Raw genomic sequence first — 22,978 nt, forward strand, 5'->3', positions numbered from 1 at the left:
GCTTGCTCGCGAAAATCGTCAACGATAACGCGGGCATTCTGGATGAACGCGGTGTCATTGCGTTTTTCGCGAGCAAGCTCGCTCCTGCAGGCAGGGGCGCGGCATTTCTAGCCCTTAATCACCCTGATCAATAGTGCTACTCAGCACGCCTTGCTCCCCATATTATCGGCATCATAAACCCCGTCTTTCGTGGAGTGTTGCCATGCCTGTCCAAGCCTTGTTCAAACCGTTCCAGCTCGGAGCACTGCACTTGTCGTCCCGCGTGGTCATGGCGCCGATGACCCGTTCGTTTTCCCCCGGTGGCGTGCCCAATGCCAAGGTCATCGAGTACTACCGCCGGCGTGCCGCAGCGGGGGTGGGCCTGATCATCACCGAGGGCACCGTGGTCGATCACCCGGCCTCCAACGGCTACCCGAACGTCCCGCATTTTTACGGTGAGGCCGCGCTGGCCGGCTGGAAGAAAGTTGTCGACGCCGTGCATGCCGAAGGCGGCAAGATCGTTCCGCAGCTTTGGCACGTAGGCAGCGTGCGTCGTATCGGCACTGAGCCTGACGCCAGCGTGCCGGCCTACGGCCCGATGGAAAAACTCAAGGACGGCAACGTAGTCGTCCACGGCATGACTGCCCAGGACATCAAGGATGTCATCGCCGCCTTCGCCAAGGCCGCCAAGGACGCCCAGCGCATCGGCATGGACGGCGTGGAAATCCACGGTGCCCACGGTTATCTGGTGGACCAGTTCTTCTGGGAAGGCAGCAACCAGCGCACCGACGAATACGGTGGCAGCCTGGCCAACCGTTCGCGTTTTGCCATCGAATTGATCCAGGCCACCCGCGCCGCCGTGGGCCCGGACTTTCCGATCATCTTCCGTTTCTCCCAGTGGAAGCAGCAGGATTACACCGCGCGCCTGGTGCAAACCCCCGAGGCGCTGGGGGAATTCCTCAAGCCGCTGTCCGACGCCGGCGTGGATATTTTCCACTGCTCCACCCGCCGGTTCTGGGAGCCGGAGTTCGAAGGTTCCGACCTCAACCTGGCCGGCTGGACGCGGCAGCTCACCGGCAAGCCGACGATCACCGTAGGCAGTGTCGGCCTGGATGGTGAGTTCCTGCAATTCATGGTCAACACCGACAAGGTGGCGCAACCGGCGAGTTTGGAGAAGCTGCTGGAACGTCTGAACAACGACGAGTTTGACCTGGTCGCCGTAGGTCGTGCGCTGCTGGTCGACCCGGATTGGGCGGTGAAGGTGCGCGAAGGGCGCGAGGGCGACATCCTGCCGTTCAGTCGTGAGGCGTTGACGACCCTGGTGTAAGCGGCTTCAGGATGGGCACTGGGTGCCCGTCCTCGCACACCCCGCGCAGTTGGCGCTCGAACTGCTCGATAATCGCCGCCCAACCCTGGCGGCTGGCATGTTGGCGGGCATTGAGCCTGACTCTGCGCAAGGTTTCACGTTCCTCCAGCAGCCAGATCGCCGCATCGCAAAACGCGTCCTCATCCCCCGGCATCGCCAGCACGCCGTTGTAGCCATGTCGGATATGCTGGGTGGCGGCGGCTTGGTCATAAGCCACCACGCCGAGCCCGGAGGCCATGGCTTCCAGCACCACATTGCCGAAGGTTTCGGTCAGGCTCGGGAACAGAAACAGATCGCCTGATGCGTAATGCCGCGCCAGCTCTTCGCCGCGCTGGGTGCCGCAAAACACCGCGTCGGGCAAATCGTGCTCCAGCACTGCACGTTGCGGTCCATCGCCAACGATGATCAGCTTCAGGCGCCGCTGTGGATAACTGCTCTGCAAGGCGTCGAAGCACCGCTTGAGCAACCCGAGGTTTTTCTCCTGGGCCAGGCGCCCGACATGCAGTACCGCCAAATCGTCGTTGCCCAGGCCCCAGCGTTCGCGCAAGGCGTTATCGCGTCTGGCAGGTTGGAACAACTGGCTGTCGACCCCGCGCGACAACATCCCCAGCCGCTCGAAATGCCGGCGCTCCAGTTCCAGGCGCTGGCTGGCGCTGGGCACCAGTGTCAACGTCGAACGGTTATGAAACCAGCGCAAGTAATGCGTGACCACACGGCTCAAGAGGCTCAGGCCGTACTGGTTGGAGTACTGCTGGAAATTGGTGTGAAAGCCGCTGACCACACTGATCCCCAGGCGCCGTGCCGCACGCAGCGCCGACAGCCCCAGTGGGCCTTCGGTGGCGATATACAGTACATCGGGGCGTTGGCGCGTCCAGCGTCGCAGCAATTTGTGCATCGACGACTGGCCCCATTGCAGGCCGGGATAACCCGGCAGCGGCCAGCCACGGCACAGCAGCAAGTCAGCGTCGCTGGGCCGGGTCTGGTCGACACCCTGGCGTGGACGTACCAGCTCGACTTGATGGCCGCGCGCGCGCAAACCCTCGCACAAACGGCCAAGGGTATTGGCCACCCCGTTGATCTCTGGCGGGAAGGTTTCGGTGATCAGAGTGATGTGAAGCGAAGCTGTCGTCATGACCCACAGTGTCGCTGTGGGCCATGTCGTCATTGTGTCACCCAGATGATGGATTTATGACTTGGCCACGCTTTGCCGTGCCATCGCCTCGGCGCCCTGCTCGCGCACCCAGAACAACGTCGCCCCGGCCACCGCCGCCGGCATCATCAGCAGGTTGACCACCGGCACCAGCAGCACCAAGTAAACGATGCCGCCGAAGCTCATGCTCTGCCAGCGCTTCTGGCGCAGCCAGGCGAGCATTTCGTTCCAGCCCAGCTTGTGGTTATCCGCCGGGTAGTCGATGTATTGGATCGCCATCATCCACACCCCGAACAGCAACCACAGCGGCGCAGCGATCAGGTTGACCACTGGAATGAACGACAGGATGAACAGGCCGATGGCCCGTGGCAGGAAGTAGTCCAGCTTGCGCATTTCCCGCGCGAGGGTGCGCGGCACCATGGCCACCAGTTCGCCCCAACTGAACGCAGGGAAGTCATCGGTACCGCGTATGACCACCTCGACCTTTTCGGCAAGAAAGCCGTTGAAGGGTGCTGCGATGATATTGGCGAGCATGGTAAAGGTGAAAAACACCATCAGTACCACCAGCACCACGAACAGCGGCCACAGGATATAACTGAGGAAGCTCAACCAACCGGGCAACGTCGGCATCAGGGCGTCGACCCACAGGCTGAACTGATGGCCGGCGAAATAAATCAAGCCGACGAACAGCACCAGGTTGATCGCCAGCGGCAGCAGCACAAACATACGCAGGCCGGGGCTCAGCACCAGTTTGAGGCCTTCGCGCAGGTATTGCGGACCGGAAAGAACAGGGGCGGGCATGGAAGACTCCGAGCAGGATGACGAACGCGCCGACCTTACCGGCTTTGCCTCCAGGACGAAAGCGGCGACATCGGCGGTAACAAAGGCGTCGATTAACCGAGCCGACTGCATAGAGACCACCTATGAGCTGGATTGTTATTCCGTATTTCCTTAATCTTGCCCCCCTCTATACGCTGCACCCATTATTTTCAGGGTCTGCGAGTTAAAGCCTTCCCCAAGTGCTTCGTGGTCCCTTTTTTATTCCAGCCGCCTTGTTGTCCGGGTGGTCGATAGGAGTGAGTCATGTCTGATACCCGTCATTCGCGAGTGATTATTCTCGGTTCCGGCCCTGCCGGTTACAGCGCTGCCGTCTACGCCGCCCGAGCCAACCTCAAGCCACTGCTGATCACCGGCATGCAGGCGGGCGGTCAGTTGACCACCACCACTGAAGTCGACAACTGGCCGGGCGATGTCCACGGTCTGACTGGCCCGGCGCTCATGGAGCGGATGAAAGAACACGCCGAGCGCTTTGAGACCGAGATCGTGTTCGATCACATCAACAAAGTCGACTTCTCGAAAAAGCCTTACAGCCTGACCGGCGACAATGGCGTCTACACCTGTGACGCGCTGATCATCGCCACCGGTGCCAGTGCCCGTTATCTGGGCCTGCCGTCGGAAGAAGCGTTCATGGGCAAGGGCGTTTCCGCCTGCGCCACCTGCGACGGTTTCTTCTATCGCAACAAGCCGGTCGCCGTGGTCGGTGGCGGCAACACCGCAGTGGAAGAAGCGCTGTACCTGGCCAACATCGCCAGCACCGTGACCCTGGTTCACCGCCGCGAGACCTTCCGCGCCGAGAAGATCCTGATCGACAAGCTCAATGCCCGTGTCGCTGAAGGCAAGATCATCCTCAAGCTCAATGCCACCCTGGACGAAGTCCTGGGCGACAACATGGGCGTGACCGGTGCGCGCTTGAAGAACAACGACGGCAGCTTCGATGAGCTGAAAGTCGACGGCGTGTTCATCGCCATCGGCCACACTCCGAACACTTCGCTGTTCGAAGGCGTGCTGGATGCCAAGGACGGTTACCTGGTGGTGCAGGGCGGCCGTGAAGGCAATGCCACCGCGACCAACATCGAAGGTATCTTCGCGGCCGGCGACGTGGCCGACCACGTGTACCGCCAAGCGATCACCTCGGCCGGTGCCGGCTGCATGGCGGCGCTGGATGCCGAGCGTTACCTCGACAATCTGCAGAACGCATAGGTCTGAACCCGTTGATATGAAAAAACCGGCTGCGAGGCCGGTTTTTTTTGTGGGCAATTCAGCCCGCTCCCACATTTTGATCTGTGTTTGATCAGGATTTGCGGGTCAGCGGCTGTGCGCTGAAGTTGACGCCTGCCAGGCCGTGCTCGATCAGCGCGCGGATATTGCCATGGTCACTGCCCTCGGGCGTGGCCAGCACCGAACGGTAATGCTCGCCAAACGCCAGCAAGGCTTGTTGATCGCTCAAGCCTTCCAGCAGGGCCAGGCCCAGGGTCTTGCACGAACCTTCGTTCTGGCCGGCGGCGTTTTCCACGGTGCCGTTGGTGAAGGCTTGCGGCTGGTAGTCGTAACCGGCGGCGATGAAGGCCAGGGTGTCGGCGAAGAGATGTTCGCCGCTGTCGAGGCTGGCGCGCAGGGTGTTCAGGTCAGTCATGGGGTTTTCCTTTGGCAAACGCCGCCTGTTGTTCGGCGCTGGCTTCTTGCTGGTATTGGGTTTTCCACTCGGCGTACGGCATGCCGTACACCACTTCACGGGCGTCATCGAGGCTCAGCTCGATCTGGCGCGCGTCGGCCTCGGCCTTGTACCACTTGGACAGGCAGTTGCGGCAGAAGCCGGCCAGGTTCATCAGGTCGATGTTCTGCACATCCTTGCGGCTGTCCAGGTGTGCCACCAGTCGGCGAAAGGCCGCGGCTTCGAGTTCGAGGCGTTGTTGGTCGTTCATAAGGCTCACTGCGTATTCAGGGGCGGACGGCTGGCCGCCAGGGTAATCGAAACCGACTCTGCAAAGCGTAGCGCATGGGGCTTGTCCACTTCGACTTCGGCGTACAGCACCGATTCGTTGCTCATCACCAAGTCCAGCAGTTCCTGGGTCAAACGCTCGAGCAGGGCAAAGCGGTTGCCTTCCACATGGGCGATGATCGCCTTGGTGATGGTGCGGTAATTCAAGGCATGGTCGATATCGTTGTCGCGCACGGCGTCCTGGGCGGCGTACAGGATGGTCAGGTTGATCAACACATCCTGTTTGTTGAGGATCTCGTCCTCATTGATACCGATGTAGGTGCGCAGGCACAGGTCCTTGACCCGGATGCGCGCCATGCCTGGTTGAAGTTGTGGCATTGCTACTTGCTCCGTCCAATCAGTTGCAGGAACTCCATGCGCGTGGTGTTCGACTCGCGGAAGGCGCCGAGCATCACCGAGGTGTTCATGGTTGAATTCTGTTTTTCCACGCCGCGCATCATCATGCACATGTGCTTGGCTTCGATCACCACCGCGACGCCAGCAGCCTGGGTCACTTCCTGGATGGCATCGGCGATCTGGCGCGTGAGGTTTTCCTGGATCTGCAGGCGCCGGGCGAACATGTCGACGATACGCGCCAACTTCGACAGGCCGAGCACCTTGCCGGTCGGAATATAGGCCACGTGGGCCCTACCGATAAAGGGCAGCAAGTGATGCTCGCACAGCGAATACAGCTCGATGTCCTTGAGGATCACCATTTCATCGTTGTCGGAGGCGAACAGGGCGCCGTTGACGATTTCTTCCAGGTTCTGCTCATAGCCATGACACAGGTATTGCATGGCTTTGGCCGCGCGCTTGGGGGTATCGAGCAAGCCTTCGCGCTCGGGGTCTTCACCCAGGCCCTTGAGGATTTCGCGGTAATGGTGGGGCAGGGATAAGGTCATACAACATCCTCACAGACGGCTTACTTGATATGCCGCCCGCCGTTGACGGTCAGGGTGGTACCGGTGACATAGGGGTTGTCCAGCAGGTAACGCACGCTCTGGTAGATCACCTCGGGTCCGGGCTCAATGCCCAGTGCCGATTTGGCCAGGACTTTGGCGCGGTAGGCCGCGTCATCGCCTTCGTTGAACATCACCATCGCCGGGGCAATGCCGTTGACCTTGATGTGCGGCGCGAACTGCGCAGCGAACGACAGCGTGAGGCTGTCGAGCCCGGCCTTGGTGGCGCAATAGGCAATGTGCTGGCGGCTGCCCTTGCGCACCACGTCATCGCTGATATGCACGATATCGGCAGGTGTCGAGCGTTGCAGCAGAGGTGAACAATGCAGGTTGATCAGGTACGGCGCAAGCATGTGCACGCTGAACATGTCGATAAAAGCGCGGCTTTCGTCGCCCGGGGTTTCAGCGACCCAGGCCGAAGCGTTGTGGATGATTGCGCGCAGGCTTTGGGTGTGGGTATTCAACTGCGTGATAAACGCCAGGATGCCCGCTTGCGTGGAGAAGTCGGCGAACACGCCGATCGCACCGCGCTCGCGCAATGCCTGCACGCCGGGGCGTTCGCTGCGGTAGCTGAAAATCACCGGGTGGCCCTCGTCCAGCAGGCGCTGGGCGCAATGCAGGCCGACGCGCTGGCCGGCACCGGTGATCAGGATCGGGGCGTTTGTTGCTGTCATGGGCGGCTCGAATCGCGGGCAGGTCGAAACTATACCAGCGAGCGCCCCTGTACTCAAGCAGGCGCTTGGGTGGCTTTGCGCGGTGGCGGCGTGGGGTGCAACCAGTTCGCCAGCAGGTGCGTCGACAGCGGGATGAACCCGTAAACCATCAGGGGCGTGAGCGCCAGGGTGCTCACGAGTACGCGAGGCGCTAGCGCCAGCTCACTGAGCAGCGGCCCGAGGACGAAGTTGAACAACAGCGACACTGGGAAAAACGCCAGCCAGATCGCCACTGCCTGTTTCCAGCGCGGCGGGCGTGCGCCGACGGCGCCAAACCAGCCCTCGATACCTCGCACACGGTGTTCGGACGGGTCGGCAAACAAGTCGCTGCCACGGCCCAGCCACGCGCTGCGGGAAGCGGAAAACTCCCAGGCATGCAGGGTCTGTTCGTTGGCGAAGCGGAAAATGATCTGGAATTCATCATCGTTGGGCGGCGGCGCAAGGACGCCTGAGCCCAGGTAGCCGGGGAAATCGGTGGCCAATTGCTCGCCTTCGCGCAGCCAGGCCATCAATTCTTCATAACGGCCTTTGGCCACGCGGCGCGCAACCATCAAGGTGACGGGTGAGGTAGACATCGTGTATCTCCAAGTAATCAGGTGCGCTGGGCCGGGTAGGCGGCGCACGAACGTAGCGGCCGGGTAAGGCCGCTACGTAAAAGCAGGCAAGGATTATTCCTGTTTTGCCGAAATACACCAGCGTCTTCGGTCGGCTCGCCGTGCAGCTTGAATCGGGCGATTGAATCAGCGTTAAATGAGGTTCAAATCGAGACGGACTTTTTCTGACATCTAATGCCCGAAACTATTGCTCCTCATCACGAAACGACGCCCGACAGCGTCAGTGATTCCGCTGATCTCTTTCCGATTCGTGAAGTCGCCAGGCTGACTGGCGTCAACCCGGTGACATTGCGCGCCTGGGAGCGTCGCTATGGTCTTATCCAGCCAACCCGCACCGAAAGCGGGCATCGGTTGTACTCGAGCACCGATATCGACACCGTGCACCGTATTCTCGATTGGATCGAGCGCGGCGTCGCCGTGAGCAAAGTGGGCAAGATCCTGGCGCGTAATGATGCGCTCAGCGAGCCCGCCCAACCTTCGCGCATCGATACCGAACGCGAATGGAGCCAGTGGCAGGACCACTTGCGCCTGGCAATCAACGCTTTCGACGACCGTGAACTGGAGCGCCTCTACGGGCAGATTTTCGCCGCCTACCCCGTCGCGGTGGTATTCCAGAATGTGCTCATGCCGTTATGGCAACAATTACTGCGCCATCAGGGGCGCTTCGGCCAGGCCAGCGAGTGGCTGTTCTTCGATGCCTTCCTGCGCACCCGCATCACGCAACGATTGCAGGTGGTCAGTGCTTCGGCGGCGCCTCGGGTGCTGCTGTCGGCCATTGCCGGAGAGTGCCGGGAGCTGGAACTGCTGGTGGCGGGCTTGTTGATCGGCACTGATGACATCGCGGTGAAGGTGCTCTGTGTCGGTCAGCCTTTCGACGAGTTGACGCTTATCTGCGAGAAGACCCGGCCACGCGCGCTGGTGCTGTTTTCCAATCGCTCGCCCAGCTCCGAGCTGCCGTCGCGGCTCAAGCGCCTGGCGCTGACCCTGGATTGTCCGTTACTCCTGGCCGGCGATGCTTCGGACCTGGCAGAGCAAAGCCTGGCGGGGTCTTCCATCGGTTGTCTGGGCAATGAAGGGCGATCGATGCAGCACCGTTTGCAGTTGTTTCTGCGCGGTACCCTGGACACCTGATCTCAGGCGTGGACTTCGGGGTGTATCAAGCGATGTTGATGCAGGATGAACTGGCGCAGGCGCTCGGTTTCATCCGCATCGCTCTGATCCAGGCGGTAGGCGAACAGGCCCCGGGCGTTTTCACGCTCCAGCGTGCCACGCAGGGCGATGCGTTCGTAGCCGGAAGGGCTGAACCACAGGGAAAAGGTCTTGGGTGGCTTGATCCGGCCTCGGATTTCCACCAGCACACCCTTGAATGACACTTCATGCACCCAATAGGCGCTGGGGTTGCCTCGGACATTCTCCAGCGCAACCGGTGTTTCCAGGGCCAGGCGCCAAGGGCGAATCATCGGCCCGTCTTCGAAAATGGTCGGTACGCCCAGGCGCAGATGCACCGCATGAAATTCGTCTTCTACCAGATGCAGGGGGAACGTCAGTTGCTGGTTCTCGAACTGTGCCTGGATGGTGAGCTGATCATGGGCGGCCAAGCGGGTGAGCAAGTCGCGTATTTGCGCGCCGCCGTTGACGGTGAGGCTCGACGACGCATCCCGCAGGTTGAGCTGCGGGTTGTGTTGCATCCGCTGGATAAAATCCAGCTCATCCTGCGTCAGAAGCGCGTCGCGGTGCATGGTTTATGCTCTAGGGATAGGCATTAAAACGCCATTATCCTCTTAATGGCCGAGTTTCCTAAGCTTTGTTCGATCCGCTCGTCGCTTTGAGGGTTGCCAGCTCAGCTTTTACCTGCGCCAGTTCCGCTTCGAGCTGGGCGACGCGCTGTTGGGCTTTGACCTGAAGGGTCACATCCTTCTGCACACCCACGAAATACGTCTGCTTGTCGGCCGCGTTGTACACCGTCGACAGCGACAGCTCGTTCCAGAAGTGGCTGCCATCCTTGCGATAGTTGCGCAGGGTTTCCCGGCAGGAACCGCCATGCTCCAGGGTTTCGCGGATGGCGATCAGGGCCGGTTGGTCGCGGTCGCCCGACTGCAGGAAGCGGCAATCCTGGTAGAGAATTTCATCCGGGGTGTAGCCGGTCATCCGTTCGAATGCCGGGTTGACGTAGATCAGTGGCTTGTCCAGGCCTTCGCGCTCGGCAATAACGATGCCGTCGTTGGAGGCGTTGATCACCATTTGCATCAGTTGAGCGTTGATCATTGAGCGCTCCTTGGCGTGTGGTTGAGTCTGGCAGTTTATGACAGGTCTTGAATGTTGCACGGCGTGGGCCGAAATATTTGCGACAGCTGCTAATATCCCACGCTTTCGCTCAACCACAGGATCAGATTGATGAAAGTCGCCATCCTTTCCGGCTCGGTGTACGGCACGGCTGAAGAAGTCGCCCGTCACGCCACTGACATCCTTAATGCGGCCGGTTTTGAAGCCTGGCATAACCCGCGTGCCACCCTCGCCGATGTGCAGGCCTTTGCCCCCGAAGCGTTCCTGGCGGTGACCTCCACCACCGGCATGGGGGAGTTGCCCGACAATCTCCAGCCGTTGTATTCGACGATTCGCGACCAACTGCCCGCCGCCTGGCGCGGCCTGCCCGGTGCTGTGATCGGCTTGGGTGACGCCAGTTACGGCGACACCTTTTGTGCCGGCGGCGAGCAAATGCGCGAGCTGTTCGCCGAGCTGGGCGTGCGCGAGGTGCTGCCGATGTTGCGCCTGGACGCCAGCGAAAGTGTCACGCCGGAAACCGACGCCGAGCCCTGGCTGGCCGAACTTGTCACTGCACTGCGTGTTTGAGCGGAAACTCGCGCAGTAACGCCAGCCAGGCCTGGGCGGCTTTCGACAGGTAGGCGCCCTCACGCCAGATAAAGGCAATATCCCAGCGCAGGAAATCGGGCGCCTTCAGCGTAAGGCGCACCACCCCCGGTCGCACCAGCCCGCGGGCGACCACGCTGGGCAACAGCACTACGCCTTGGCCGGCGGCGACCAGCGCCGCGAGAAAATCCGCCTGACCGCTGCGGCCGGCTTCCTTCGGCGTAAACCCCAACCGCTGACACGCCTGCATCAAGCGGTCGTTCAAGACAAAGCTGCGCTGATACATCAGGAACGGCGTGTCCGCCAATTCTTCCAGGCGCACCTGGGCGCTCTGTGCCAAGGGATGGTTCATCGGCAGCAAGGCGTCCAGCGGTTCATCGCAGAAGGCTTGCCAGGCGAATGCCGGGTCGCTGGGTTTCAAGCTGCCGCCCACTTCCAGCTCGCCGCTCAAAATCGCCTGCTCGATACTGCGACTGCCGCCCTCCAGCAACTGGATGGTGACATTCGGATAGCGCCGGCGGTACTCGGCGAACAGGTCGGCAAACAGCGTATCGCCGCCCAACTGCGGCAAGCCCAGGCGCAACTCGCCGCGGGTCAGGTGCTGCATATCATCCAGCTCACTGAGCAACTCGTTCTGCAGGCGCAGCATGGCTTCGGCGCGTTGCAGGACAACCTGGCCGGCGGCCGTCAGGCGGATCTGCGAGCCGATGCGGTCGAGCAACGGCGTGCCCAGGCTGTGTTCCAGCTGTGCGACCTGTTTGCTCACCGCGGACTGGCTGATGTGCAGGGTTTTCCCGGCCTGGGTAAAGCCGCCGCGGTGGATGACTTCGACAAAACTGCGCAACTGTTTGAATTCCATGGGCATGATTCCAGTTTGGAATAGTTGGCAGTCTAACAATTCGCTGTGGGGATGGAAGCGGCCTCTCTAAAATGGAGGCCTACGAGGACCCAAAGCCCATGAAACGTTTAAGCTTCAAACACATCGGCCGTCTGCTGACTGAATTGCTCGTGCTGCTGGCCATCTACCTGCTCGGTACTCAATTGGTGGCCTGGTTGGCGTGGCCCATCCCCGGTGGCGTGATGGGCCTTGGCCTGTTGCTGGCGACCTTCGCCACCGGCCTGGTCAAGCCGGCGGCCCTGCAACTGGGGGCGGGTGTGCTGATGGCGGAGATGTTGTTGTTCTTTATTCCGGCATTGATGAGCCTGTTGGACTACGGCGGCCTGGTGCGCAATGACGGTTGGCGCATTCTGCTGGTGATCGGCTTTAGCACCCTGGCGGTCATGCTGGTGACGGCCTTCACCGTGGAAATGGTGTGTCGCTGGAAGGTGCGCCATGAAGCTTGAACTGATGCCGGTGTTCTGGCTTGCCCTGACCCTGGGCGCGTATTTCTTCAGTCGCTGGATCTACCGTCGGACCGGGCGCTACCTGTTGTCGCCGCTGATCCTGGTGCCTGCGCTGCTGCTCGCGGTGGCCGTGCCGATGCACACCGCCTATGCCGAATACGCCAGCGACACCCACTGGCTGATGCTGGTGCTGGGCCCGGTGACGGTGGCGTTCGCGGTGCCGATCTGGCAGCAACGACGTTTGCTGGCGCAGTATTGGTCGGCCTTGCTGCTGGGGATGCTGGCCGGCAGCGCGGCGTCCATCGCCACCTCGTTCGGTTTGGCCAAGGCGCTGGCGCTGGACAGTGCGGTGACGATGTCGCTGGTGCCGCGTTCGATCACCACGCCGTTCGCTATGCCGATGTCGTCGGATCTGGGCGGCGTGCCGGAATTGACTGCCGTGTTCGTGATGTTCACCGGCGTGTTCGGTGCGCTGCTCGGCGGTGTGCTGCTCAAGTGGTTGCCGTTGCGCACGCCGCTGGCCCGTGGCGCGTTGTTCGGCGTGGGCGCCCACGGCGCAGGTGTCAGCCGGGCCCATGAAGTGGGCGGCGAAGAGGGCTCCGTCGCGGGCCTGGTGATGGTGTTGACGGGCTTGCTCAATCTGTTCGCCGCGCCTTTGCTGGCGGCACTTCTCTGACGCGACTTGAACAAACTTCAACTATTCTCATGACTGACTCGTTCAGTCATCAAGCTGGCTGCCAAGGCAACTACCCCAGCCATGAGGTCTGACTAGACTGGCCCATCACAGAAGAAAAACAATAAAAAATGCGCCAAGGAGGTCATTACCGTGAGCTCAGCCCCTGCTGCATCGTCACCGACTGTCAAAGGCCAGGTCAGCGCCGCTGAATGGCAAACCCGTGTCGACCTCGCTGCCTGCTATCGCCTGGTCGCGCTGAATGGCTGGGACGATCTGATCTTCACCCACATCTCGGCCAAGGTGCCGGGCACCGATGATTTCCTGATCAACCCATACGGGCTGATGTTCCATGAGATCACCGCCTCGAGCCTGGTCAAGGTCGACCAGGCCGGCAACAAGCGGATGGACAGCCCCTACGAGATCAACCCGGCGGGCTACACCATCCACAGCGCCATCCATGAAGTTCGTCATGACGTGACGTGCGTGCTGCACACCCACACCGCCGCCGGTGTCGCGGTGGCGGCGCAGAAGCAGGGCGTGCTGCCGATCAGCCAGCAGTCGATATTCGTGTTGTCGAGCCTGGCCTATCACGCCTACGAAGGCGTGGCGTTGAACCACGAAGAGAAGGCCCGCTTGCAGGCCGACCTTGGCGACAAAAACTTCCTGATGCTGCACAACCACGGTCTGCTGACCTGCGGCGGCACCATCGCCGATACCTTCCTGATGATGTTCACGTTCCAGCGTGCCTGCGAGATCCAAGTGCTGGCGCAAAGCGGCGGGGTTGAATTGATCGCCATCGACGCGCCGATTCTTGCCGGGGCCAAGGCGATGGTGGCGGCGGTCACCAAAAGCGCACAAGGTATGGGCGGTGCGTTGGCCTGGCCGGCGTTGCTGCGCAAGCTGGACAGTCAAGACCCTGGGTATAAAAGTTGATGCCGCTCGCCGAGATCCCGCTCAGAGCCTGGCGCAAGCACGCGCGGGAATTCGTCTTTCGCGGCCGCGCCATCCGCTATTGGGTGGCGGGGCAGGGCGAACCGCTGTTGCTGATCCACGGCTTCCCCACCGCCAGCTGGGACTGGCATTACCTGTGGCAACCCTTGGCCCAACGCAACCTGGTGATTGCCTGCGACATGCTCGGCTTTGGCGATTCGGCCAAACCGCTGGACCACGCCTATTGCCTGCTGGAGCAGGCGGACCTGCAACAGGCCCTGTTGGAACACCTGCGGGTGACGCAGCCGGTTCACGTCTTGGCTCACGACTACGGTGACAGCGTGGCCCAGGAACTGTTGGCGCGGCATTATGAAGGCCGGTTCGAGATGGCCAGCTGTGTGTTTCTCAACGGTGGGCTGTTTCCCGAAACCCATCGCACGGCGCTGGTGCAAAAACTGCTGCTCAGCCCCCTGGGCTGGATGATTGGTCGCGCGTTCGGACGCAATGCCTTGGCCGACAACTTCAGCCTGATTTTCGGCCCCGACACCCGCCCCAGCGAAAGCGCCCTGGACGATTTCTGGAGCCTGATCAGCTGCAATGAGGGCCCGCGCATCCTGCATAAATTGATCGCCTATATTCCCCAGCGTCGGCGCCTGCGTGAACGCTGGGTGAGCGCGATGCAGCGCGGCGAAGTGCCGCTGCGGGTAATCGACGGCGAGATCGACCCGATCTCCGGCGCGCACATGGTCGAGCGTTACCAGCAATTGGTGCCTCACGCCGACACGGTGCTGCTGGCCAATATCGGCCACTATCCGCAGATCGAGGCACCGGTGCAGGTGCTCAAGCACTACCTGGCCTTTCGTGAGCAGGTCAGTCATTCGATCGCGCGCGTGGCCTATTCCTAACCGCGAATTCTGTAGGAGCGAGCTTGCTCGCGAAGATCGCCAACGATAACGCGGGGAACCTGATGCCGCGCGGTGCTCCTGGGTTTTTCGCGAGCAAGCTCGCTCCTACGGGACTGTGGGCAATCATCCCCTGGCCTTATCGGGCACTATTCAGCCGCAGCCGTATTTATTGTGACCCGCGACGCCTTGCCGGACACTCGACCCATTCCCCTTGTCGCCATTGGAGTTCGGTATGAGTCAGTCAGTGCAGTTTCAAGATAAGGTCGTGATCGTCACCGGTGCCGGCGGCGGATTGGGGCGGGCCCATGCGCTGCTGTTCGCCCGACACGGGGCCAAGGTTCTGGTCAACGATCTGGGCGGTTCCACCCAAGGCGAGGGCGCCAATGCCTCGGCCGCCGACCGGGTGGTGGCCGAGATCCGTGCCGCGGGCGGTATCGCCGAGGCCAACCATGACTCTGTCACCGACGGTGACAAAATCGTGCACAACGCCCTCGACGTCTTCGGTCGCGTCGATGTGGTGGTGAACAACGCCGGCATCCTGCGCGACAAGACCTTCCACAAAATGGAGGACAGCGACTGGGACCTGGTTTACCGGGTGCACGTCGAAGGTGCCTACAAAGTCACCCGCGCCGCCTGGCCCCATCTGCGTGAGCAAAGCTACGGTCGGGTGATCTTCACCGCGTCCACCTCGGGCATCTACGGCAACTTCGGCCAGTCCAACTACGGCATGGCCAAGCTCGGCCTGTATGGCCTGACCCGCACCCTGGCCCTGGAAGGGCGCAAGAACAACATCCTGGTCAACGCCATCGCCCCCACTGGCGGCACGCGCATGACCGAAGGCCTGATTCCACCACAAGTATTCGAACGCCTCAAACCCGAACTGGTCAGCCCGCTGGTGGTGTACCTGGGCAGCGAGGCGTGCCAGGAAACCTCGGGGTTGTTCGAGGTGGGCGGTGGCTGGATCGGCAAAACCCGCTGGGAACGCAGCCTGGGCGTGGGTTTCGACCCCGAGGCGGGGTTCTCGCCCGAGGACGTGGCGGCGCACTGGCAGCAGATCTGCGACTTCGAGGGCGCCGTCCATCCCAAGGACAATATCGAGGCCTTGAAGGAGATGATGGCCAACTTGCAGAAATACAGCCTGTGATCGTTGTCTGAAAAGACCCAATCCAACGGGGCGCTCATGGCGCCCCGTTTTATTTCAGGCAAAAAAAAGCCGCTACAAGAGCAGCGGCTGAAGTAAGACGTTAGATTAAGGAGCTACAAATCAACGTCAGTGAACACTGGTAACAGATTGAAAACGTTCATCAATCCATTCAAATCTGGCTTGCCTTCCTGTTGCGGAAGTGGGCGGTTTGCCCTGAAAGCGAGGCCAGAATAGTCGCTTGTAACAAAATGAGTAATAGCACTTCAGGACAAGGACTGTTACGGATAGCGCAACAGTTCTGCGGTGCGCCATCCATTGCCCTGATAAGCCACCATCCACCCCGTCCATGGGCCTGTTCAGGCCCCGGCCAGAGCGGCCTGTCATCCTTTCGAGCGACAACACGAATCCCTCCTTGGTGCGCTTATCGCTCCTGATGCGCGGCAGTAGGGTGGGGCCTTCTGTCACTCACCGGGGAAGACGCATGACAAGAACAACAATGCGCGCCATCTTCAGGCCACAGGCGCTGGCCGCTGCGGTTGCGTTGGGGTGCTGTGCCCAGGCACAGGCTGTTTCATTCAACATTGGCGAGATCGAAGGGCAATTCGATTCCTCGCTGTCGGTGGGCGCGAGCTGGGGCATGCGCGATGCCGATAAAAGCCTCGTGGGCACCGTCAATGGCGGCACCGGCCAGGCGTCCACCGGCGATGACGGGCGCTTGAACTTCAAGAAGGGCGAAACGTTCTCGAAGATCTTCAAGGGCATTCATGACCTGGAACTGAAGTACGGCGACACCGGTGTGTTCGTGCGTGGCAAGTATTGGTATGACTTCGAACTCAAGGACGAAGACCGCGAGTTCAAACAGATCAGTGATCACAACCGCAAGGAAGGCGCCAAGTCCAGCGGCGCGCAGATCCTCGATGCCTTCGTCTACCACAACTATTCCCTGGGCGACCTGCCGGGCACCGTGCGCGCCGGTAAGCAGGTGGTCAGCTGGGGCGAAAGCACCTTCATCGGCAACTCCATCAACAGCATCAACCCGATTGACGTGTCGGCGTTCCGCCGTCCGGGCGCCGAGATCAAGGAAGGCCTGATTCCGGTCAACATGCTGTTCGCGTCCCAGAGCCTGACCAATCAACTGACCGTGGAAGGCTTCTACCAGTTGGAGTGGGACCAGACCGTGTTGGACAACTGCGGCACCTTCTTCGGCGGTGACGTGGCGGCGGATGGTTGCACCAATAACTACACGGTGGGCAGCCCGGCGATTGCGCCGTTGCAACCGATCGCGGCCGCGCGCGGCCAAGGCTTTGTGGTGACCCGCGAAGGCGTGGTGGTGCAACGTGCTGGCGATCGCGATGCACGGGATTCCGGCCAGTTCGGCGCAGCCTTGCGCTGGTTGGGCGACGACACCGAGTACGGCCTGTACTTCATGAACTACCACAGCCGTACCCCGATGGTGGGCACGATCACCGCCAACACTAACCTCGCCACCATCGGCGGGATTGCCGCGGCCGCCCCCGCCGGCTTCGGTTCGGCCCTGGCCCAGAGCACCATGCTCGGCCGTGGCCAGTACTATCTGGATTACCCGGAAGACATCCGCCTGTATGGCGCAAGCTTCTCCACCACCTTGCCCACCGGCACGGCGTGGACCGGGGAAATCAGCTATCGCCCCAATGCCCCGGTACAACTCAACACCACCGACCTGACCCTGGCGCTGATCAACCCGATTGCCGGCAACGCAGCCTCGCCGATCAGTTCCTCTTTCGGCGCCGACAACAAAGGCTACCGCCGCAAGGAAATCACCCAGATCCAAAGCACCATGACCCAGTTCTTCGACCAGGTGCTGGGCGCCGAACGCCTGACCCTGGTGGGCGAAGCGGCCATCGTGCATGTCGGCGGCCTGGAAGATAAATCCAAGCTGCGTTACGGCCGCGACTCGGTGTATGGCGCCTACGGTTTCCAAGGCGACACCGATGGCTTCGTCACCTCCACCTCGTGGGGCTACCGCGCGCGGGCGATCCTGGACTACAACAACGTGTTCGCCGGGATCAACCTCAAGCCCAACCTGTCCTGGTCCCACGACGTCGCCGGCTACGGCCCCAACGGCCTGTTCAACAAAGGCGCCAAGGCCATCAGCGTCGGCGTCGATGCGGACTACCGCAACACCTACACCGCCAGCCTCAGCTACACCGACTTTTTTGGCGGCGATTACAACACCCTGACCGACCGCGACTTCCTCGCCCTCAGCTTTGGCGTGAACTTCTGATTTGGCTTAAAGAAGGACAACAATCCATGCGTAAGACAATTGCAGTGCTGGCCCTGAGTCTATTGGCCACCCACGTGATGGCGGCGGTGTCGCCGGAAGAGGCGGCCAAGCTGGGCACCACCCTGACGCCGATCGGCGCGGAAAAGGCCGGCAACGCCGATGGCTCGATTCCGGCCTGGACCGGCGGCATTCCGAAAAACGCCGGTGCGGTGGACAGCAAAGGCTTCCTCGCCGACCCGTTCGCCAACGAAAAACCGCTGTTCGTGATCACCGCGGCCACCGTCGACAAGTACAAGGACAAACTTTCCGAAGGCCAGGTGGCGATGTTCAAGCGTTACCCCGAGACCTACAAGATCCCGGTGTACCCGACCCACCGCACGGTCAATCTGCCGCCGGAGATCTACGAGTCGATCAAGCGCAGCGCGCTGAACGTCAAGCCGATCAACGATGGCAATGGCCTGGAGGGTTTCACCGGCAACCGTTACTACGCGTTCCCGATCCCCAAGAATGGCGTGGAGGTGCTGTGGAACCACATCACCCGCTACCACGGCGGCAACCTGCGGCGCATCATCACCCAGGCCACACCGCAGACCAACGGCAGCTACACGCCGATCCGCTTCGAGGAAGAAGTGGCCGTGCCGCAGTTGATCCCGGACATGGACCCGGCCAAGGCGGCCAACGTGCTGAGTTTCTTCAAGCAGTCGGTTACCGCGCCGGCGCGTCTGGCGGGCGGCGTACTGCTGGTGCATGAAACCCTCGACCAAGTGAAGGAACCGCGCCTGGCATGGATCTACAACGCCGGCCAGCGCCGCGTACGCCGTGCGCCGCAAGTGGCCTACGACGGGCCGGGCACGGCGTCCGACGGTCTGCGCACCTCGGACAACTTCGACATGTTCTCCGGCGCGCCCGACCGCTACGACTGGAAACTGGTGGGCAAGAAGGAGATGTACATCCCCTACAACAGCTACAAGCTCGACTCACCGTCGCTCAAGTACGACGACATCATCAAGGCCGGGCATATCAACCAAGACCTGACCCGCTATGAGCTGCACCGGGTGTGGGAAGTGATCGGCACCGTCAAGCCGAACGAGCGGCATATCTACGCCAAGCGCCACATGTACATCGACGAAGACAGCTGGCAAGTGGCGCTGGTGGATCACTACGATGGCCGTGGCCAGTTGTGGCGGGTCGCCGAGGGCCATGCGCAGTTCTACTACGATCACCAGACCCCTGCGTATACCGTGGAAACCCTCTACGACATCATTGCCGGGCGCTACATCGCCCTGGGGATGAAGAACGAGGAGAAGAGCAGCTTTGTGTTCGGCTTTGCGGCGAAGGCGGCGGATTACACCCCGGCGGCATTGAGAGCCACGGGGGTGCGCTGATCTCCCTGTGAGATGTCGGAGGGGGCTTGCTGTCGATAGCGGTGGTTTAGTTCAGGCAGGTGTCGACTGTCCCATCGCTATCGGGAGCAAGCCCCCTCGCACACTTGACCCAGTGATCTGGCCGGTCATGACTGCTTAGCCATGAGATCCAGGCCGGCTTCGCCAGTGAGGCCTCCCCCCAAGGCAGAGCAAACCCAATGTGGGGGGCTTGCTCCCGATAGCGGTTTTTCAATCAGAGATAAACTGACTGACACCCCACCATCGCAAGCAAGCCCTCTCACATTGGGTTTTATGCATGCCTGTCAATCACCCCGCTGAATACTTCTTCAACAACCGCCGGCCACAGGACTAGGGTAGGCGTCAGGTTGCAAAACAATAAGAACGCAGGATGCAGCAATGACCGCCATGACACGCTGCCTGGACCGTCCTGGATTCATGCCCCGGCTGTCCGCTCATCATCTGTTGCGCCCGCGCCTGGCCGAGCCGTTGCTGGCGGCGCAGGCCCGGGTCAGGTTGCTGTGCGCCCCCGGCGGTAGTGGCAAGAGCGCGTTGCTCGGCGAGTGCGCCTTGCAGGCCCCCAGCGGTTGCCAGGTGTATTGGTTGCCGCTCAACGGCGTGGCCCTCAGCCCTCTCGACCTGTGCCAGCGCCTGGCGCAAAACCTCGGCCTGCCCTTTACCGATGAAGCCACGCTGCTGCTGGACCTTGGTCGCTGGCAAACCCCGGCCTGGGTATTCCTCGACGATTTCTGCCGATTGCCCGCGCCCGACACCGACGCGTTGCTCGACCGCCTGCTGACCGCCGCCAGCCCGAATTTGACTTGGTGGCTCGGCGCGCGCCGCCGCCCGGCCTGCAACTGGCCACGCTTGCTGCTCGACGATGAACTGCTCGAGTGTGGCGCCGAACTGGCGTTCAGCCCGGCGGAAATCCAGCACCTGCTCAGCCAGGCGCCCGGCCAGTCCGTCGACAGCGTGCTGCAGTTCAGCGCCGGTTGGTGTGCCGGGGTGCGCATCGCTTTGCTCGGCGATGGTCATCCCGACAAGACCTTGCTCGACTATCTGCAACACGAACTGTTTAGCACGTTGCCGCCGGAACTGGCCGATGCCTGGCGGGTACTGGCGCATTTGCCGCGTTTCAATGCCGGGCTGTGCGAACACTTGTTCGGCCATGGCGACGGCGATCAATACCTGCGCGACCTGCAAGCCCTCGGCGCGTTTATCCAGCCGTGGGAAGACACCGACTGGCTGCAGGTTTTTCCGCCCCTGGCCCAACTGCTGCGCGATGAACCCTGGTCGGCCAAGCGCTCCTGGCATCGACGCGCCTGCCAGTGGTTCACCGCCGAACATGACTGGCAGGCCGCCTTCGAGCAGGCACTGTTGGCCGAAGAATATGAAGTGGCGGTGAGCCTGTTGCAGCACTTCAGTTTCGAGGACCTGTTCCGCCAGCAGAACGCCGCGCTGTTGCTGCGCCTGCACGAACAGCATGGCGATGAATGGATGCTCTGCTCGGCGCAATTGGTGGGCCTGGTGACGGCGGCGCTGCTGTTCGCCGGGCGCTTCGACCAGGCCGCGCAATGCATCGACCAATTGGCCCGATTTACCCCGCAACCGACGGCGGCGCAGCAGCGGCATCTGCTGGCGCGTTGGCAAGCGCAGTGGGGCTGGTTGCTGCACTTGGGCGGTGATGCCGAGGGTTCCCGGGTGCATTTTCTCGAAGCGCTGCAAGCCTTGCCCGACAGCGCCTGGACCTCACGCTTGATGTGCCTGTCGGGGCTGACCCAGCAAGCCTTGCTGCGCGGTGAGCTGGACGTGGCCCAGGGCTTGAACCGCGAAGCGTTGTGCCTGGCGCGGGCCCATGGGTCGTTGCTGCTCGAGGCCTTGCTCGAACTCGATCACGCCCAATTGCTGGAACAGCGCGGCGCACCTTATCGAGCGCAAAGCCTGCTGGAAAATGTCCAGGCGATGCTGCTCAAGCAACGGCTCAAGACCGGGCCCCTGGTGGGACGCATCGCCCTGCGCCGTGGGCATCTGGCGTTGCGCCAGGGCCAGGACGCCCTGGCCACCGAGTGCTTCGAAACCGGCCTGACGCTGTGCCTGCCCAGCCAGGACAAGCGCGTGCTTTACGGGTTTCTCGGCCTGGCCCTGCTGGCCGCCAACCGTGGCGATTACGCCCAGGCGTTTTTCCAGCTGCGCGAGGCCGAGCGGCTGATGCAGCAACGCCAGGTGCCGGACACGGTGTACCGCGCGGTCTTGCTGCTGGTCAGCGGGCACTTCTGGTTGCAGCAGGGCCGCGCCGAATTGACCGTGGAAGCGCTGCGCCGCGTCCTCCGGCATTTTCGCGGGCCCCAGGCCAAACAAGCGCCGCCGGCCACCCTGGAGCTGATCCCGCGTCTCGAATACCTGTTGGTGCTGGCGGAAGTCAAACTGGGCTGTGCCGATCAACCGCTGGCACGGCTCAGCGCCCTGCTGGAAACCACCCACCAGCGCGGCATGCTCTGCCTGGAAACCGAGCTGCACCTGGCGCTGGGCGAAGTCGCCTGGCACCTGGGCGATGCGGCCCTCGCGCGTCGCTCGCTGCACGCGGGAATGGAGCTGGCGGCGCGCTGCCAGGTACAGCAGGCGGTGCGCGAACTGCGTTTGCGGGCGCCGGGGTTATTGAGCGAGTTGGGCATGGAGCCGCAAGTGTCCGCACCGGGCACGGTGGACAATCCCCTGAGCCAGCGCGAACTGGAAGTGCTGCAGTTGATCGCCCTGGGCAGCTCCAACCTGGAAATCGCCGAGCGCCTGTTCATCTCGCTGCACACCGTCAAGACTCACGCGCGGCGCATCCACAGCAAGCTGGGCGTGGAGCGGCGTACCCAAGCGGTGGCCAAGGCGAAAATGCTCGGGCTGATGGCTTAAGTGCAGAACGCCTGGCGGTATTCGCCGGGCGTGGCGCCCATGGCCTGGCGGAAGCGCCGGGTGAAGTGGCTGGCGCTGGAAAAACCGCACATCCAGGCAATCTCGCCCAGGGGCAGGGCGCCGCTGCGCAGCAAGGCCTGTGCGCGGGTCAGGCGTCGCGCCAACAGGTATTGATGGGGCGGCAGGCCGAAGCTCTGGCGGAACATCCGCGCAAAATGGTATTCGGACAGCGTGCACATCCCGGCCAGTTGCCCGAGGCTGATCGGCTCTTCCAGGTGCTGGTCGATGTACTCCACCAACAGCCGCCGCTGGTACGCCGCCAGCCCGCCTTTGAGGCGCAGGCCGTCGCGGGCGCCCACTTGGCTGAGCAAGGTGTGGCTGAGCATTTCATGGGCCAGGCTGCTGGTCAGCAAACGTTCGGCAGGCTCGTGCCAATTGAGGGCGATCAACTGGTGGAAGCGCCGGGCCTGGCTTGCGTCCTCCAGAAAGGTGCTTTCGTGCAGTTGCAAGGCGCGCGGCTCGCGGTCGAGCAGGGTGACGCAGCCCAGGGCAAACTGTTCCTGGCTGAAATACACATGGGCCAAGCGGATTTCGCCGTTGATCACCCACCCCGACCGGTGCTCGGCGGGCAGGATGCACAGCTTGTCTGGGCCGCCCTTGGTGCCCGGTTGATCGCGCCGAAACGTCCCGGTGCCGCCGCCGATGTAGCAGGACAAGGTGTGATGGCTGGGGGCCTGGTAATCCTGCGAGTCGTGATGGTTACTCCACAGGGCTGCGGACAGGCCGTCACCGAGCTCGGCGCAGGCTTCCAGGCGTGCGTGGGGCGAGCGGCTAAGGGCTTGAAAGACATGCAGGGATTGCAGCTCAGACATGGTTCGTACTCTCCGACGTCTTGCATCCTACTCCCGACGGCTGGCGCTGTGATCCCGTCGCCCGACAAAAGCGCAAGATTGTGCAAGAGCACGA

Annotated in this window: 24 protein-coding genes; 12 read left to right on the forward strand and 12 right to left on the reverse strand. The window is 62.0% G+C overall.

Annotation, left to right across the window (positions count from 1 at the left end):
• Positions 1-202 precede the first annotated feature (202 nt).
• Entirely contained in the window at positions 203-1,306 is a 1,104-nt protein-coding gene (locus BLR63_RS28220) for an NADH:flavin oxidoreductase (RefSeq protein WP_010566232.1), read from the forward strand.
• Here the strand turns inward: BLR63_RS28220 and BLR63_RS28225 are convergent.
• Together BLR63_RS28225 and cysZ are read right to left on the reverse strand one after the other, a co-directional pair.
• Positions 1,275-2,477, reverse strand: a complete 1,203-nt coding sequence (locus tag BLR63_RS28225; RefSeq protein ID WP_010566233.1) for a glycosyltransferase family 4 protein — start codon at positions 2,475-2,477, stop codon at positions 1,275-1,277. The genes BLR63_RS28220 and BLR63_RS28225 overlap by 32 nt on opposite strands.
• 54 nt (positions 2,478-2,531) lie before the next feature.
• On the reverse strand, positions 2,532-3,296 hold the full coding sequence (gene cysZ, locus BLR63_RS28230) for a sulfate transporter CysZ (RefSeq protein ID WP_010566234.1): 765 nt from the start codon (positions 3,294-3,296) through the stop codon (positions 2,532-2,534).
• 282 nt (positions 3,297-3,578) lie between these two features.
• On the opposite strand from cysZ, the gene trxB reads away from it, so the two are divergent.
• On the forward strand, positions 3,579-4,535 hold the full coding sequence (gene trxB / locus BLR63_RS28235; RefSeq protein WP_010566235.1) for a thioredoxin-disulfide reductase: 957 nt from the start codon (positions 3,579-3,581) through the stop codon (positions 4,533-4,535).
• Positions 4,536-4,626: 91 nt separating this feature from the next.
• On the opposite strand, the gene BLR63_RS28240 is transcribed toward trxB, so the two are convergent.
• Genes BLR63_RS28240 through BLR63_RS28265 form a run of 6 tightly spaced genes read right to left on the reverse strand, consistent with a single transcriptional unit; the run spans position 4,627 to position 7,560 of the window.
• The gene (locus BLR63_RS28240; protein WP_010566236.1) at positions 4,627-4,968 is read right to left on the reverse strand and encodes a HopJ type III effector protein; all 342 of its coding nucleotides are present in this window, start codon (positions 4,966-4,968) and stop codon (positions 4,627-4,629) included.
• Positions 4,961-5,257 (reverse strand): DUF1244 domain-containing protein, encoded by a 297-nt coding sequence (locus BLR63_RS28245; protein ID WP_010566237.1) that lies wholly within the window; start codon positions 5,255-5,257, stop codon positions 4,961-4,963. The genes BLR63_RS28240 and BLR63_RS28245 overlap by 8 nt, the downstream gene beginning before the upstream one ends.
• Positions 5,258-5,262: 5 nt before the next feature.
• The gene (gene folX, locus BLR63_RS28250) at positions 5,263-5,652 is read right to left on the reverse strand and encodes a dihydroneopterin triphosphate 2'-epimerase (RefSeq protein WP_010566238.1); all 390 of its coding nucleotides are present in this window, start codon (positions 5,650-5,652) and stop codon (positions 5,263-5,265) included.
• Positions 5,653-5,654: 2 nt separating this feature from the next.
• Positions 5,655-6,215: a GTP cyclohydrolase I FolE gene (gene folE, locus BLR63_RS28255; RefSeq protein WP_010566239.1), complete on the reverse strand. Its 561-nt coding sequence runs from the start codon at positions 6,213-6,215 to the stop codon at positions 5,655-5,657.
• 20 nt (positions 6,216-6,235) lie between these two features.
• Positions 6,236-6,946, reverse strand: a complete 711-nt coding sequence (folM, locus tag BLR63_RS28260; RefSeq protein ID WP_010566240.1) for a dihydromonapterin reductase — start codon at positions 6,944-6,946, stop codon at positions 6,236-6,238.
• Positions 6,947-6,999: 53 nt separating this feature from the next.
• Positions 7,000-7,560 carry an antibiotic biosynthesis monooxygenase gene (locus BLR63_RS28265; protein ID WP_010566241.1) on the reverse strand — a complete coding sequence of 187 codons (561 nt, stop codon included), beginning with the start codon at positions 7,558-7,560 and terminating at the stop codon, positions 7,000-7,002.
• A gap of 213 nt (positions 7,561-7,773) precedes the next feature.
• On the opposite strand from BLR63_RS28265, the gene BLR63_RS28270 reads away from it, so the two are divergent.
• A complete protein-coding gene (locus BLR63_RS28270) occupies positions 7,774-8,730 on the forward strand; it encodes a MerR family transcriptional regulator (protein ID WP_010566242.1) in 957 nt (318 codons plus the stop codon).
• A gap of 2 nt (positions 8,731-8,732) precedes the next feature.
• Here the strand turns inward: BLR63_RS28270 and BLR63_RS28275 are convergent, their stop codons facing one another.
• A complete protein-coding gene (locus tag BLR63_RS28275) occupies positions 8,733-9,338 on the reverse strand; it encodes a hypothetical protein (RefSeq protein ID WP_010566243.1) in 606 nt (201 codons plus the stop codon).
• Positions 9,339-9,396: 58 nt separating this feature from the next.
• On the reverse strand, positions 9,397-9,864 hold the full coding sequence (locus BLR63_RS28280; protein WP_010566244.1) for a PAS domain-containing protein: 468 nt from the start codon (positions 9,862-9,864) through the stop codon (positions 9,397-9,399).
• Positions 9,865-9,993: 129 nt separating this feature from the next.
• Between BLR63_RS28280 and BLR63_RS28285 the strand changes: the two genes are divergently transcribed.
• Positions 9,994-10,449, forward strand: coding sequence for a flavodoxin (locus tag BLR63_RS28285; RefSeq protein ID WP_010566245.1), 456 nt, complete (start codon positions 9,994-9,996; stop codon positions 10,447-10,449).
• Here BLR63_RS28285 and BLR63_RS28290 read toward each other — a convergent pair.
• Positions 10,430-11,326 carry a LysR family transcriptional regulator gene (locus BLR63_RS28290; protein ID WP_010566246.1) on the reverse strand — a complete coding sequence of 299 codons (897 nt, stop codon included), beginning with the start codon at positions 11,324-11,326 and terminating at the stop codon, positions 10,430-10,432. The genes BLR63_RS28285 and BLR63_RS28290 overlap by 20 nt on opposite strands.
• Positions 11,327-11,424: 98 nt before the next feature.
• Here BLR63_RS28290 and BLR63_RS28295 point away from each other — a divergent pair, with 98 nt between their 5' ends.
• The 8 genes from BLR63_RS28295 (at position 11,425) to BLR63_RS28335 (ending at position 22,012) form a co-directional block, all read left to right on the forward strand.
• Positions 11,425-11,811, forward strand: coding sequence for a CidA/LrgA family protein (locus BLR63_RS28295; RefSeq protein ID WP_042947147.1), 387 nt, complete (start codon positions 11,425-11,427; stop codon positions 11,809-11,811).
• Positions 11,801-12,487 (forward strand): LrgB family protein, encoded by a 687-nt coding sequence (locus tag BLR63_RS28300; RefSeq protein WP_010566248.1) that lies wholly within the window; start codon positions 11,801-11,803, stop codon positions 12,485-12,487. The genes BLR63_RS28295 and BLR63_RS28300 overlap by 11 nt, the downstream gene beginning before the upstream one ends.
• A gap of 150 nt (positions 12,488-12,637) precedes the next feature.
• The gene (locus tag BLR63_RS28305) at positions 12,638-13,420 is read left to right on the forward strand and encodes a class II aldolase/adducin family protein (protein WP_010566249.1); all 783 of its coding nucleotides are present in this window, start codon (positions 12,638-12,640) and stop codon (positions 13,418-13,420) included.
• Entirely contained in the window at positions 13,420-14,322 is a 903-nt protein-coding gene (locus BLR63_RS28310) for an alpha/beta fold hydrolase (protein WP_010566250.1), read from the forward strand. Before BLR63_RS28305 ends, BLR63_RS28310 begins: the two co-directional genes overlap by 1 nt.
• A gap of 232 nt (positions 14,323-14,554) precedes the next feature.
• Complete coding sequence (locus BLR63_RS28320; protein ID WP_010566251.1) at positions 14,555-15,466, forward strand: SDR family oxidoreductase; 912 nt, start codon at positions 14,555-14,557, stop codon at positions 15,464-15,466.
• A gap of 481 nt (positions 15,467-15,947) precedes the next feature.
• Positions 15,948-17,729, forward strand: a complete 1,782-nt coding sequence (locus BLR63_RS28325) for a DUF1302 domain-containing protein (protein ID WP_042947137.1) — start codon at positions 15,948-15,950, stop codon at positions 17,727-17,729.
• A 26-nt stretch (positions 17,730-17,755) separates the two neighbouring features.
• Entirely contained in the window at positions 17,756-19,114 is a 1,359-nt protein-coding gene (locus BLR63_RS28330) for a DUF1329 domain-containing protein (RefSeq protein WP_010566253.1), read from the forward strand.
• A 396-nt stretch (positions 19,115-19,510) separates the two neighbouring features.
• The gene (locus tag BLR63_RS28335) at positions 19,511-22,012 is read left to right on the forward strand and encodes a LuxR C-terminal-related transcriptional regulator (protein ID WP_010566254.1); all 2,502 of its coding nucleotides are present in this window, start codon (positions 19,511-19,513) and stop codon (positions 22,010-22,012) included.
• Here the strand turns inward: BLR63_RS28335 and BLR63_RS28340 are convergent.
• Positions 22,009-22,884 (reverse strand): helix-turn-helix domain-containing protein, encoded by an 876-nt coding sequence (locus BLR63_RS28340; RefSeq protein WP_010566255.1) that lies wholly within the window; start codon positions 22,882-22,884, stop codon positions 22,009-22,011. The two genes, BLR63_RS28335 and BLR63_RS28340, sit on opposite strands and share 4 nt — an antisense overlap.
• Positions 22,885-22,978 lie beyond the last annotated feature (94 nt).

It is taken from the genome of Pseudomonas extremaustralis (assembly GCF_900102035.1).
Classification (GTDB): domain Bacteria; phylum Pseudomonadota; class Gammaproteobacteria; order Pseudomonadales; family Pseudomonadaceae; genus Aquipseudomonas; species Aquipseudomonas extremaustralis.

What these genes read in the sequence shown, in the direction of transcription:
- folX (WP_010566238.1), bottom strand. Translation starts at nt 5,652, where the DNA reads ATGCCACAACTTCAACCAGGCATGGCGCGCATCCGGGTCAAGGACCTG.
- BLR63_RS28300 (WP_010566248.1), top strand. Translation starts at nt 11,801, where the DNA reads ATGAAGCTTGAACTGATGCCGGTGTTCTGGCTTGCCCTGACCCTGGGC.
- BLR63_RS28295 (WP_042947147.1), top strand. Translation starts at nt 11,425, where the DNA reads ATGAAACGTTTAAGCTTCAAACACATCGGCCGTCTGCTGACTGAATTG.
- cysZ (WP_010566234.1), bottom strand. Translation starts at nt 3,296, where the DNA reads ATGCCCGCCCCTGTTCTTTCCGGTCCGCAATACCTGCGCGAAGGCCTC.
- folE (WP_010566239.1), bottom strand. Translation starts at nt 6,215, where the DNA reads ATGACCTTATCCCTGCCCCACCATTACCGCGAAATCCTCAAGGGCCTG.
- BLR63_RS28280 (WP_010566244.1), bottom strand. Translation starts at nt 9,864, where the DNA reads ATGATCAACGCTCAACTGATGCAAATGGTGATCAACGCCTCCAACGAC.
- BLR63_RS28325 (WP_042947137.1), top strand. Translation starts at nt 15,948, where the DNA reads ATGACAAGAACAACAATGCGCGCCATCTTCAGGCCACAGGCGCTGGCC.
- BLR63_RS28285 (WP_010566245.1), top strand. Translation starts at nt 9,994, where the DNA reads ATGAAAGTCGCCATCCTTTCCGGCTCGGTGTACGGCACGGCTGAAGAA.
- BLR63_RS28245 (WP_010566237.1), bottom strand. Translation starts at nt 5,257, where the DNA reads ATGAACGACCAACAACGCCTCGAACTCGAAGCCGCGGCCTTTCGCCGA.
- BLR63_RS28320 (WP_010566251.1), top strand. Translation starts at nt 14,555, where the DNA reads ATGAGTCAGTCAGTGCAGTTTCAAGATAAGGTCGTGATCGTCACCGGT.
- BLR63_RS28220 (WP_010566232.1), top strand. Translation starts at nt 203, where the DNA reads ATGCCTGTCCAAGCCTTGTTCAAACCGTTCCAGCTCGGAGCACTGCAC.
- BLR63_RS28310 (WP_010566250.1), top strand. Translation starts at nt 13,420, where the DNA reads ATGCCGCTCGCCGAGATCCCGCTCAGAGCCTGGCGCAAGCACGCGCGG.
- BLR63_RS28240 (WP_010566236.1), bottom strand. Translation starts at nt 4,968, where the DNA reads ATGACTGACCTGAACACCCTGCGCGCCAGCCTCGACAGCGGCGAACAT.
- BLR63_RS28290 (WP_010566246.1), bottom strand. Translation starts at nt 11,326, where the DNA reads ATGGAATTCAAACAGTTGCGCAGTTTTGTCGAAGTCATCCACCGCGGC.
- BLR63_RS28335 (WP_010566254.1), top strand. Translation starts at nt 19,511, where the DNA reads ATGACCGCCATGACACGCTGCCTGGACCGTCCTGGATTCATGCCCCGG.
- BLR63_RS28270 (WP_010566242.1), top strand. Translation starts at nt 7,774, where the DNA reads ATGCCCGAAACTATTGCTCCTCATCACGAAACGACGCCCGACAGCGTC.
- BLR63_RS28330 (WP_010566253.1), top strand. Translation starts at nt 17,756, where the DNA reads ATGCGTAAGACAATTGCAGTGCTGGCCCTGAGTCTATTGGCCACCCAC.
- BLR63_RS28340 (WP_010566255.1), bottom strand. Translation starts at nt 22,884, where the DNA reads ATGTCTGAGCTGCAATCCCTGCATGTCTTTCAAGCCCTTAGCCGCTCG.
- BLR63_RS28225 (WP_010566233.1), bottom strand. Translation starts at nt 2,477, where the DNA reads ATGACGACAGCTTCGCTTCACATCACTCTGATCACCGAAACCTTCCCG.
- trxB (WP_010566235.1), top strand. Translation starts at nt 3,579, where the DNA reads ATGTCTGATACCCGTCATTCGCGAGTGATTATTCTCGGTTCCGGCCCT.
- BLR63_RS28275 (WP_010566243.1), bottom strand. Translation starts at nt 9,338, where the DNA reads ATGCACCGCGACGCGCTTCTGACGCAGGATGAGCTGGATTTTATCCAG.
- BLR63_RS28265 (WP_010566241.1), bottom strand. Translation starts at nt 7,560, where the DNA reads ATGTCTACCTCACCCGTCACCTTGATGGTTGCGCGCCGCGTGGCCAAA.
- folM (WP_010566240.1), bottom strand. Translation starts at nt 6,946, where the DNA reads ATGACAGCAACAAACGCCCCGATCCTGATCACCGGTGCCGGCCAGCGC.